The following is a 12,467-nucleotide window of genomic DNA, read 5'->3' on the forward strand; positions in this document are numbered from 1 at the left end:
AAATTCCACTTTTAAAAAGTTAGAGTAGAATTTAGTCTTACGTAAATTCCACTACTTCATGTATAATTAATTTTGGTTTCCCAATCCGCAGTGAAAGGAGTTAATTATGTCTAATTTAATACCAGGAAACCAAAAACATCTCACCCTTGATAATAGGATTTTTATTGAAAAATCACTAGACAACAATTTACCTTTTAAAGTGATTGCGAAATATTTGTGCAAAGACCCTACTACTGTTTCAAAGGAAGTCAAGAAACACCGTTCTCTTACTTCTAGAAACAATTTTGTATCCCATAATCATTGTGTTCATCGTGGTAAATGTGGCCTTACAAATGTCTGCAAACGTACTGTTGCTTGTAAGAAGCAATGCAGAACATGTAATGCTTGTAATACCCATTGTGACCAGTTTAAAAATGAAATATGCAGTAAAGTATTAAAGGCTCCTTTTGTTTGTAACGGTTGTTCTAAAAAAGCTGGATGCAGGCTTGATAAATATTTCTACAAAGCAACTCAGGCTAATCGTCAATATAAGACTATCCTTGTTGAATCTAGAAATGGAATCAATATATCTGAAGATTCACTTAATCAGATGGATGCAATTGTCACACCTTTAATTTTGCAGGGGCAGACTCCGTACCAAATACTTAAAAATCATCCCGAAATAAAATGTTCTGAAAAAACAATTTATAATTATATTGCATCTGGTGTGTTATCTGTGAAAAACATTGATCTCCCCAGAAAAGTAAAGTATAAGCCTCGCAAACAAGACAGACCAAAAGCCAAAGATACAGGGATTTTTGAAGGACGAACTTATAATGATTTCATGAAATATATGGAAGCCCATCCAGAGACGAATGTTGTTGAAATGGATACAGTAGTCGGTTGTGAGGGTAGCCGAAAAGTACTACTTACATTATTCTTTCGCAGCTGCAAATTGATGTTAATTTATCTATTGCCAGATAAGACAGCAACTTCTGTTAAAAAAACATTTGACCATCTGGAAGAAAAAATGTCTCCTATCGGCTTCTACAACACATTTCCAGTTATTTTAACAGACAGAGGTACGGAATTTTCAAACCCAGAAGGACTGGAATGTGGGATTGATAATACCATACGCACATCCATATTTTTTTGTGATCCTATGGCTTCGTGGCAAAAACCAGGTATAGAAAAGAACCACGAATATATACGTTCTGTTCTTCCCAAAGGCTCATCCTTTGATAAACTGACGCAATGGGATGTAACAAGACTTGCAAATCATATTAACAGTACAGCAAGAGCCAGTCTAAATGGTAGAACCCCATTAGAACTGGCTCAATTGCTACTGGAAAAACATGCATTAAATGCATTCGGACTAAGAGAGATATCCTGCGACGATATCATCCTAAAACCAAAACTGCTGAAATAGAAACACAAACCAAGAGTTAAAACTGCGGATAGAAACCTCAATATCAACTCTATTCCGAGTGGAATTTAGTTTTACAAAAAATCCTCCAGTCGGCTGTTTGCCATGCAATTTTTTCTTCAGAGCAATTTTCTGTATGCTTATTATACTATATTTCAGGCACAAAGAATATAGTTCAAAGACTTGATTTAGTGGAATTTACTCTTCATTGTGGAATTAAAATTTACAGTGGAATTTAACTTTTCAATTAACGTTCCCGGAGTTAGACTGTTATGAATGTAATTTGTATTTGGGCCATTGTTAACCAGTACTCCGTCCACCTCTATATCGTACCCGGTTGCACCGGAGACATTGTTCCAAGTAACCGTAACGGAGGTACTCAAAGGTACTGCATTAAGGTTAACAGGTATATCCGGCGAAGCGGGAAGTGTGGATTTTGTGATTGGTGCACTCCAGTTGCCGGGGCCTCCTGCATTTTTGGCTCTGACCCGATATGTGTGAGGTGTTCCGGGATTAAGACCAACATGTGTATATACAGTGGCAGTATCAGTATTTACAACTGTTCCGTCAACCTCAAGTTCATAACCTATAGCTCCATTTGAAGCATCCCATGAGACAGTTATAGTCTTATCTGTGGCGGTAGCAATAATATTTACTGGTGAACCAGGAGGTGCAATAAGGGTTGTCCCACTTACGGAAGGACTAGCAACAGTTTCTATATTTTCAGCATTTCTTGCTTTTGCAGTAAAGGTATAGGTTTGCTCAGGGGATAAGCCTGAAACAGTAACCTTTTTGTTTGTAAGAGTAATCCAAGCAGGTGCAGCAGTAAGAGTTCCTTCTTGGGTTACATACTGACTGCCGTTGTTTACACTGATTTGATACTGTGTAGAATCCGAATTATTGTCGGTAGTTTCAACATCAAGAGTGTAAGACGATGGTTTATTCGCTTCAAGTTTGGGGACAGTAGCCTTAGTGTACACATTCTGTAAACTGGTTGAAATGTGTCCCTTTGCATCCTTTGCCTCAAACTTTGTAGGATATTGAGTATTTGGTATCAAATTATTCTGAGAAGTGTATGTACCAGAGCCAATCCATGAAGATAACTCAGAACCAATCGTGTATCTGTAAGGTTCTGTAGCAAGTCCGGATATCCCATCTGTGGCAGAGCCGGTAATTGTTATTGAATCAGTTGTCGACGAACACGCAATCTCTCCAAGGGTTGGAGCAGACTTGTCTACTTTGAAATTAATAGTCTGAGTAAAAGGCATCGTAGTCCTGCCATCTGTAACCTCATAGGTTATTGCGTGAGCCCCTTCTGACAGTGAACTCATGTCAATTGGATTAAATGATACTGGCTTGGTTTCTGTAGTGTTATTTACAGACTGAGTATCCCTTGGTGTTGTTTCAGAATCTATGTAGTATTTACACGTTAAAGTATCATTGTTTTTATCAGAAACACTAATTTGAGGAACAAAATTTGTGTCTGCATCGGAGAATACTTCATTTTGTTTTGGAGTTATAGCTTCAAAAACAGGAAAATAGTTTATGGAATATTCCCATAAGTCATTGTAATGATTTCCATTACCAACACCGCCGAACATATATAAGTTTCCGTTAATCTCTGCAACAGAGTTATTTATACGACCGATTGCACCCGACTTTCTTTGTGTCCATGTATCAGTTTTCGGGTCATATTCCCATAAACTGTTCAATGCATACCCGGATGAAAAGCCACCAAATATATACATTTTCCCGTATAGTACCACTCCCAGTTGGCTCACTGCTTCAATAGGACCGTCCTTTTTCCTTGTCCATATATCTATAGCCGGGTTATATTCCCACAATTCATTATAAGTGTTACTTCCATTACTTCCATTACTTCCCCCATATAAATATATTTTACCATCAATTATAACAGCTGTTCTATTAGTTCTAGCAAATGGCATACTTGCTTTTTTTGTCCATTTATTTGAAGCAGGATCATATTCCATAACTGAATCTGAAAAAGTCGCAACACCATTTGCGTAACTACCTCCAAATACATACATTTTATTATTTAGTACAACTGCTGAATGGAAAGCTAAAACACTAGGAGCATCTGCCTTTTTTACCCATTTATTTGAGCTAGGGTCATATTCCCACAAGTCCTGATAATAGTCGTAATCCCCGTGTCCTCCAAATACATACATTTTATCGTTTATGGCTACCGAGGTATGCCCATACCTAGAACAAGGGCCGCTAGCCTTTTGTGTCCATGAATTTGCTTCCAGATCATATTCCCATAAATCACCAGAAGCTCTATTTGATTCATTATCTCCTCCAAATACATAGATTTTGTTATTTATAACTACAGTACTAGCATAGTCGCGAGCTACGGGAGCACTTTGCTTCTGCGTCCACTTTTCTTCAAAAGTCGCCTTGTTACCCTTTACGTACCAATAACCGTCGGTATGCACCCCGTCGTCCGGATAAGTTCCGTCCGGAACCAGAATATCGGACTTATTTACGTAACTCCTAGTAATTACTCCATTTTCTAATTTGGTATAATATTGAGTATAGTAATACATTGCCGTAACCGCTTTAACTTCATTTCCAAACTTTACAAAGTCTTTCTTTGCTATAGGATTTCCAACTATAATAATCCCGGACAACACAATAGCCATTGCCAGCAGCAAAGCCATTATCTTCTTACCCGTTTTGTGCAAAAACATAACATAATCTCCTTTTTTAATGAATTTTGTCAAACGATGGATTATATAATATTACCATCATTTACATCCCCTTTCAATTATGTTCTGTTTTTGCTTTATAATTTTATTTCCACATTACAAATGTTTAAAATCCCTACATCCCTTCCCCCTCAACAATTTCAGCAATATATCCATGATATAATGTATTGCTCGTTGTACCATGTATCTATTCCCACGGTTTCATTGTCCTTCAGGCTATCGTATCTGCCGTCAGATGTAATGACTCTCACTCCGTATTCCTCCAGAAAATCAAGGAAAAGCAGGGTTTTGGCATTGTTTCTTCCCAGTCTTGACAAGTCCTTTAAAACCACAAGATTTATATTGCACGCCATTACGTCTTTTTTCAGTTCTTCAAGAGCATACCTTTCAAAGCCTGCACCTGAAACATTGTCATCAACATAAGTTTTATAGATAGTTCCAAAATTATTCTTTTTCACAAAGTCTGCCAAAAGCTTTTTCTGTGTTTCAATAGTCTCAATATTTTCCTCATTTTCATCTCTGCTTTGCCTTACATATATACCTATATGATAATTGATATCAGGTTTGTTAAATCCAAGCATGGCATCCTCCCTATTTTTGAATTAATCTGGATAAATACTATTCTATTTATATTCAAGTGTTTCAGAATATAAAAATTGTCCATGAAAAAGGCATACTAACCGATTAACAGTTAGTATGCCTTTTTCATGTAAGAATTCTTTTGTATTATAGCTTTTTTCCCTCTGAAGTAGGAAGCATTTCATCAAGATACTCATTAATTAATTCAGCAGGTTTATGACCAGGTTTTTCAAAACCAAGTATCATATTGCAATGAGCATAGCCTTTGACAATAAATAATCTTGCATCTTTAGCCCCTTTTTCAACTAGCTTGTTATGTAATTCTATGGAATTTGTTTTGGGAACCAGCCAGTCATCACCTCCATGCAGTATCAGACAAGGTGGTTCTTTTCCAGTTATATGTGAAACAGGGGAACATTCAACTTTATTATCATCTCCCCCTAACATTGCGATTATTGCTGCACTCAACATAGGGGGCATGTAATTTTCCGGAAGGTTAAAATCATGAATACCGCTTAAAGGTATCCAGCACTTAACTTTTTTAATATCTATATCATATTTTTGATGCCATTTAACTCCTGTTACAAGAAGAGCTGCCAAATGTCCTCCTGCAGAATGTCCTACTACACAAATTCTATTAGGATCTCCGCCATACTCATGTATGTTTTCCTGTACCCACTTAAGAGCTTTAGCACAGTCTTCTATTATTGCAGGATGTGTTACATTAGGTGATAACCTATAATTTATGGAAACAACCGTATATCCATTTTTTATCCAGTCATGTGCTACAAATCTTGTATTACTTTTATCTTCATTTGTCCAGCCACCTCCATGTATATAGAAAATAACTGGTCGTTTCTTTTTTTCTGGAGTTTTTAAGTGGTGAATGTCAAGTCTTTGCAGCGGATCTTCACTATATGGCCTTGCAAAGTAATCCTGACGCTTGGGGTCTGGTGTAGCGTAAAGAAACGGATACTCTAGTCCACATTGTCCATAAAATGCCCAATCCCTCTCCTGGATTGAGTTTAACGGTTCTTCCGAATCTACAAACTGCCTATAATCAGTCTCATAATTCATAATTTTTCTGCCTCCGTATTTAGGTTATGACATTGATTTTAATATCACTTTGTAGATTCTACAAAATATTTACATATTCCTCCTATTTGTACAATATTTTTTAAAATTTACATCTAATTCTAAACTTTCAAATCTCTGTTTTTGTAAAATAAATAAGTTGAACTTACAAAAATTATCACAAGTACAATACATAAAACTACTATTGAAACGTCAATACTCTTCCCGTCAACTATATCCTTGTAACTGAAATATTTAAAAGGCGAAAAGACATTAATTACATTCACTTTATCTGTCAAATCAGTAATCTTAGCTATTATAAAGCTTCCCATAAGTATTCCTGCTGACCATGCCCCTGATACTTTTGGTTTTTTCATTACAGAAGCAAGAGCTGCACCTAAAGACAAAAACACAATCTGAACAATAAACATACTCACAAAAAATATTACAATCTTCTTTGTAACGTACTCACCCTTGTTATAAGCATTAACCATCATTAACGATGAGACAAAGCTCACCAGGTTAATAATCAACACATTTACTAAAGCTGCAAAAAACTTTGAAGTAATTACATTTATACGGGATACAGGTTTTACCATTAAAAATTCTGTGGTTTTATCCCTTTCTTCTTTTGCTATTATTCCGCTTCCCAGCAACACTGCATGTATGGCCGACGCAAGCTCAATATATACAAACAACATTGCGAAATATCCTGCCATTGTTGTTATATCAAAAGAGCCCATTCCCATAAGTGCCTTTATGGAATACGGCATTTTATCAAAGACATTACTACCTCCCACACTCGAAGAGTAAGCCGTAAATTCTTCCATGCTCCCCATTATCAATAAAACCATGCAAACGCTCCATATAATCAAAGCTTTTAGGTTTGCCTTCAATTCTCTTAAAAAAATATTCATAAAGCCTCCCTTAGCTAATCCCAAGCAGTTAACTCACTGCATGGATATCCTTCCTTATATATATTATAAAACTGGCAATAATAGCTGTAGCTACTATTACAGCAGATGCAACGAGGTATGTAGCCTCATAGCTGGCATTCTTAATAATATAGGCTAAATCAAAATATTTAAAAGGAGATATATACCGCACTTTATCGGCACTTTTTCCTAAAGAAATAATAATACTTATCAAGTAAAACCCAAAAACCACGCCAAAGGATATTGGAAGAATGGATTTCAGCTTCTTAAAAAATACTGATACAACCATGCCTATTGACATAAAAATAATCTGCATAAAAAACAATGTCAGGTTTATCATAAAAAACAGCTTATTGCTGAAATCTTCTGTCTTAACAGCATTGGCTATGCAAAATGTTGCCACATAAAACCCAAAATTGGTAGCAACTATAGTTGTAAAGGCAGCAAACACCTTTGCACTGATTATTGAACTGCGGGAAACAGGCTTAACAAGCAAAAAATCTGCCGTACGTTCCCTGGATTCTCTTGAAAGTATGGAAATACCAAGATTCATCCCCTGTATAGTCCCGCAAAGTGTTATAAACGAAAATACCATAGAATAAAAGCCCAATAAGGATGCAATATTATCTAAATTTATCCCAAGCATATCCCTTATTTCAGGATTATAATTGGCAAGGAGGTTTTTAAATCCTTCAGCATCAGCAGCTACAGTAGGATATATGCAAAGATAGAGTGCCGATAAAGCTATCAAACTAATTGTCCATATAGTAGCAGTTTTTCTCATGGATTTGAGCTCATGCAGAAAAATATTCATATAACTCAATCCTCCTTTACATAATAGTGCATGAAGATTTCCTCAAGGTCAGGTTCTTCGATTGAAATATTCCTTAGTTGAATATCAGCTATCTTTTTCATAATCAAGTTAATATTGCCTTTAAAGATGAAATTAATATTGTTACCTTTAGTTTCCAGTTTACTAACACCCTTTATATCAAATACATCCTTTGAGACTATTTCTTTAGTTTCAATGCTAAACTTCTTATAACTGTTTTCCTGAAGAGTGCTCATCTTTTCAAGCTTTATAATCTTACCGTCTTTTATAAAGGCCACTCTGCTGCACATTTTCTGAACCTCACTTAGAATATGTGAAGAAAAGAACACCGTCGCTCCCTTATGGTTTTCCTCTGCAATAAGTTCAAAAAATTTCTGTTGCATGAGAGGATCAAGTCCGCTGGTAGGTTCGTCAAGAATAATCAACTTCGGTTCATGAAGCAATCCTTGGACAATACCTACCTTTTTCTTATTTCCAAAGGAAAGGTCCTCTATTTTCTTTTTCAAATCGAGGTCCATTGCTTCTGCAAGTTCTTTAATTCTAGTGGTACAGTCTTTTTTATAAAAGCTGGCTGAATATTTTAACAGATCTATTACCCTCATATTATCATAATAAAAAACCTCTGAAGGAAGATACCCCACTTCTCTTCTTACCTCAGGATACTTTATGCAGCTTTTACCAAATATAGTTGCACTCCCCTCAGAGGGATAAATAAGACCAAGGAGAGTTCGGATGGTGGTTGACTTCCCAGCTCCATTAGGTCCGATAAACCCGAAAATCTCGCCCTCTTCTACGCTGAGATTAATATTATTTATGCCTCTGGCCTTGCCATAACTTTTTGTAAGATTCTTAATTTCAATGACACTCATAAATACTCCTCCTTATAAAAATTGTCCCTGAGCAAATCCATACATTCATAAAATTCCTTTAGCATAGCATCTAAATCCAGTGTAGAAACGGACAATTGACTAGTGTACCCTTCAGCCATCCATATAAGCATTTTTAGCACCAGTTTGGGGTCAATACCTTCTTTAAATTTTGAAGTATCCATTCCTTCAAAAGCGATTTTATCTCTATAGTCATCTCCAATGGCAAGCAGGGATGTAATATCTGACTTTACTTCCGGGTCAGACTCAAAATATGCACTGATTAGAAAAGCAGGAATACTAGTATGCTTCCTCATTACTGATGCCTTAATCTCGGCTGATTCCTTGATTCTATCAAAGAAATCAGTAACAGTGTAATCAAAACCATTTTTTATTTCATTAATAATGATGTCAGTACACATTTTTATCAAGTACAGGTACAAGTCCTTTTTTGTCCCAAAGTAATGAAATACCATAGCTTTTGAAATATCAGCGCCTTTGGCTATATCACTTACTGAAGTTTTCTTATAGCCATTTGCACCAAATGATTTAAGTGCTGCATCAACAATTCTTTTTCTTTTCTCCTCAGGTAGGTTTAAAAACTTATCCAAAATATCACCTCAAATATTATCAACCAAATCGGTTGATAATAGAATATCATTATAAACCGATTCGGTCAATGATTATACAAAAAAAAGCATAACAACCGCACTATATGAGTACTTACAGGCTAGTCACATTACGGTTATTATGCTTTTTTAAATTATTATATTTAGAGAAAATTACCACCCTAAATCAGCTTTTATGGTTTCAGCAAGCTGGTTTGCCATCAGCTCATGTGTTTTAACACTAGGATGCCAGTCCTCACCGTAGCCGTTTGATTCAACCTGTACTGGAAATTCTATGAAATGAATCTTTGAATCCCCAGAAGTATTTTTCTGGTCAACAACACTTGTTATGGCATCCTTGCACTTTGCAAGCTGATCCCAAGACAGCATTGGGCCTACTGCACAATAGATATGGGCATCAGGATACTGTCCTCTTATTTGGGTTACAAATTTTTCGTATGCCGCTGCAAAGGTTGTTTTATCAATAGAACCAGTACTAAAGTCATTTGTACCCAGATTGATTACAACTACCTGAGGAGTCCATTTACTTGTATCCCAAGTGAGGGTTGTATTGTAAGGAAGAACTCTTGGATAAACTTCAGGCATTAGTTCATTAAGATCCCCACCATAGTTTTGTACCAACCCTTTTCCTGACCAGCAAACAGTTATCGGGTCAGCCTTCAAAAGTCTGGCAGTTATTGCTCCGTATGCCATATACGCATTTTCATTTTTGTTGGTAAATGACTGATACTGGCTTGTTCCTTCATTACCGTATCCACAGGTAATAGAATCACCAATAAATTCTATTCTTCTTGAAGAAGGTGAAGGAGCAGGCAACAAGCCGCCTCCGATAATTTTAAAGCCTAAGAATTGTGTTTCACCAATCCAAGCTTCAGTTCTTCTAACCAGTTCAATTGTATGTATTATACCGTCTTGAAGGTCGGAAGCAAGGGTAACTGTAGAAGTCCCGGCAGGAACATTAACAGGTGCTTTTACAATGCCGTCGATTATTACATTAAACCAGTTATCACCTGATGATTTAATAGTTGCACTGATTGTGGTTCCGGTAAAGTTAGCCTTTATAGTTGAAGTGCTCCATGCAAACTTTGGTCCAGCAGGATCACTGGTATCAAATCTGCCAACTAGCAACACACCCGGTTCCGACGGTGTATAATTGATTGGCAGGGTCTTAATCATACCCAATAGATATTGTTTCAAAATAGCAAAGTCCATTGCATCCAATGCACTATCACCATTTAAATCCATATAATAGTAGTAATCAGTATTCTGCTCCATCAAATATTGCTTGAATTTCATAAAATCCAAAGCATCCACATTTCTGTCATTGTTGAAGTCACCATATACTCCTGGTGGCTCAAGTGCAGAAACGCTAGTGCTTCCTACACAATTAAAAAATAATGTAAAAAGAAGTGAAAATACAACTAAAAAAGCCCCTGTTTTTCTTGTCATTGTTATTTTTCTCATATTAAAAAACTCCTATATTCTTATTTTCTAAAAAATAGCTTAAAACCTTAATTTTGAAATATAATTTGCAGCATCCCCCCCTATAAATAAAGTCAGGAAATACCGGTAGAATACAGGAATAATACAAAGATTACTATAGAATTTTATAAGAAAGATGTGTATCGTTAGCAAAAGTATGTTAGTTGTTTATGTAATTAAAAAAACCGGTACTGCTTAACCTAAAATAAATGTCCCACCTCCCAATTCAAATGATAATTCATTTTCCAAGAAATACTTTAATATTAACTTTTAAAAAATTCAATATTAAAAATTGTACTCCTTTATATGAAAAAAATATTCACCTCATATAATATTACAAATTACGAGTCAACAATTTTATAATAAATTCCTTAATATCTATTTTACCTTTATAAACGCTAACCACTTTTCTAGTTTTAGCTTTTGCCATATGAAATACACCTCTAACCCTGTTAGGAATACTAGTATATTTATATTCAGTGAATACTAATTTAAAATTTGTCCTTAAAAATCAAAAGGCACAACAATATGAAGTAACCTATAACAAGTAAAACTTCTGTGTTGCACCTTAAATTTCAACAATTTGATTATTTAGATATTTCTCTCTTCTGTAATTATAATATCCATAGGGATATCATGTTCGTCCCAGGGTATTTCATCCATTATCTGAAAGTCAAAAGCAACTCCTACCTTTAAGCAGCTATCTGATATTAAGTTAAGAAACCTATCGTAATATCCGGCGCCGTATCCCATACGATTTTTATGTAAATCAAATGCACATCCTGGTACAATCACTACATCAATTGAATCAGGACTAACTACATTTTTTTGTCCGGAAGTTGGCTCCAATACCCCGTAGGTCCCCGGCTCAAGCTCATGGAGACTGCTTATTTTAACTGCCTCCATGGATTTCCCTTTATTTTTAACAACACGAGGAACGCATACCTGTTTACCTTGAGAAATCCAGGTATTAATAATGTCATGAGTATAAACCTCGCTCCCAAAGCTAACATAACACATTATGGTTTTTGCCCGCTTAACACAGTCCAACTTATCCAGTTTTTGTGCTATAACCTTTGATTTCTCATGTAAGGCATCTGAAGTTATATTTTTGTTTCTAAAGGAAATATATTCCTTTCTCATTTCAGTCTTATTACACAAAATTCAGTATTCCTCTCCATTTTAACCATAAAAAAGCCAAAGCGCAAAATGTAATAATAGAAACAGCTATTAGTACAAATCCAAAAGACCTTTTCTCTTTAGCCTCATCATATAGAAATACCATCCCCGTAATCAGGCCTATAATTTGCCCTATTATGGGAATGAGTACGGTAAGGATGGTTAACACTCCTTTAGTCCAATTACTGATAACCTTACTGCTAATGTAATTAAGATTTCCCAGTAACATTTCCCTTTCAACACTAGTTACCTCACTATTGTTCCAAGTAAGGCAACTGTTATCAAAACCACTGCTATTGTCGCATTCCTGCTTCATCTGAATTAACCTCCAAACCTATTATGTTAATATTATAACATAATTTAACAGTTATGAAATGAGACCTTAATATCATTTTATGCAGGAACATAATACAATTCAAATAGTCCCTTTACAACATCTTCGTAGTTTAAGTTTGTTATTCTGTATAAGTATCCGTTATCCATATGTAAATACATAGCTACATCATACTTTTCGCTGTTGTCCATTAATGCACAAATCATATCTACTGAATCCAACGGATTGTAAAAGTCCTTTACCCATCTGCGAAGTGAGCAATCTATCTCCATATCTTTTTCATAAAAACTATCTAAAAACCGGTTTAATTCTCCATGCTTGGTGGTCCACAAACTAATTGTAATTGCCATGACTATTCCCCCATAAAAAATCTGAATCATCCAACTATATATATTTGACATCCATCGCAAATACCCTTTATGT

The 12,467-nt window shown here is 35.6% G+C and carries 12 protein-coding genes; 1 reads left to right on the top strand and 11 read right to left on the bottom strand.

Annotated elements, in window-relative coordinates:
• Positions 1-106: 106 nt before the first annotated feature.
• On the top strand, positions 107-1,408 hold the full coding sequence (locus K412_RS0101590) for an IS30 family transposase (RefSeq protein ID WP_024831370.1): 1,302 nt from the start codon (positions 107-109) through the stop codon (positions 1,406-1,408).
• 185 nt (positions 1,409-1,593) lie between these two features.
• Here the strand turns inward: K412_RS0101590 and K412_RS0101595 are convergent, their stop codons facing one another.
• The 11 genes from K412_RS0101595 to K412_RS0101650 all read right to left on the bottom strand — a co-directional run bounded on the left by K412_RS0101595 (position 1,594) and on the right by K412_RS0101650 (position 12,394).
• Positions 1,594-4,116, bottom strand: a complete 2,523-nt coding sequence (locus K412_RS0101595) for a fibronectin type III domain-containing protein (protein ID WP_024831479.1) — start codon at positions 4,114-4,116, stop codon at positions 1,594-1,596.
• 158 nt (positions 4,117-4,274) lie between these two features.
• On the bottom strand, positions 4,275-4,715 hold the full coding sequence (locus K412_RS0101600; RefSeq protein WP_024831480.1) for a recombinase family protein: 441 nt from the start codon (positions 4,713-4,715) through the stop codon (positions 4,275-4,277).
• 145 nt (positions 4,716-4,860) lie between these two features.
• Positions 4,861-5,790 (bottom strand): alpha/beta hydrolase, encoded by a 930-nt coding sequence (locus K412_RS0101605; protein ID WP_024831481.1) that lies wholly within the window; start codon positions 5,788-5,790, stop codon positions 4,861-4,863.
• A 119-nt stretch (positions 5,791-5,909) separates the two neighbouring features.
• On the bottom strand, positions 5,910-6,704 hold the full coding sequence (locus K412_RS0101610; protein ID WP_024831482.1) for an ABC transporter permease subunit: 795 nt from the start codon (positions 6,702-6,704) through the stop codon (positions 5,910-5,912).
• 28 nt (positions 6,705-6,732) lie between these two features.
• Entirely contained in the window at positions 6,733-7,536 is an 804-nt protein-coding gene (locus K412_RS0101615; protein WP_024831483.1) for an ABC transporter permease subunit, read from the bottom strand.
• Positions 7,537-7,541: 5 nt separating this feature from the next.
• Positions 7,542-8,423, bottom strand: coding sequence for an ABC transporter ATP-binding protein (locus K412_RS0101620; protein WP_024831484.1), 882 nt, complete (start codon positions 8,421-8,423; stop codon positions 7,542-7,544).
• The gene (locus K412_RS0101625; RefSeq protein WP_024831485.1) at positions 8,420-9,031 is read right to left on the bottom strand and encodes a TetR/AcrR family transcriptional regulator; all 612 of its coding nucleotides are present in this window, start codon (positions 9,029-9,031) and stop codon (positions 8,420-8,422) included. The genes K412_RS0101620 and K412_RS0101625 overlap by 4 nt, the downstream gene beginning before the upstream one ends.
• Positions 9,032-9,202: 171 nt before the next feature.
• Positions 9,203-10,513: an SGNH/GDSL hydrolase family protein gene (locus tag K412_RS0101630; RefSeq protein WP_024831486.1), complete on the bottom strand. Its 1,311-nt coding sequence runs from the start codon at positions 10,511-10,513 to the stop codon at positions 9,203-9,205.
• Positions 10,514-11,122: 609 nt separating this feature from the next.
• Positions 11,123-11,692 carry a 5-formyltetrahydrofolate cyclo-ligase gene (locus K412_RS0101640; protein ID WP_024831487.1) on the bottom strand — a complete coding sequence of 190 codons (570 nt, stop codon included), beginning with the start codon at positions 11,690-11,692 and terminating at the stop codon, positions 11,123-11,125.
• Positions 11,685-12,026, bottom strand: coding sequence for a hypothetical protein (locus tag K412_RS0101645; protein ID WP_024831488.1), 342 nt, complete (start codon positions 12,024-12,026; stop codon positions 11,685-11,687). The genes K412_RS0101640 and K412_RS0101645 overlap by 8 nt, the downstream gene beginning before the upstream one ends.
• A gap of 77 nt (positions 12,027-12,103) precedes the next feature.
• Complete coding sequence (locus tag K412_RS0101650; RefSeq protein WP_024831489.1) at positions 12,104-12,394, bottom strand: hypothetical protein; 291 nt, start codon at positions 12,392-12,394, stop codon at positions 12,104-12,106.
• Positions 12,395-12,467 lie beyond the last annotated feature (73 nt).

This window comes from Ruminiclostridium josui JCM 17888, assembly GCF_000526495.1.
Classification (GTDB): Bacteria; Bacillota; Clostridia; order Acetivibrionales; family DSM-1351; genus Ruminiclostridium; species Ruminiclostridium josui.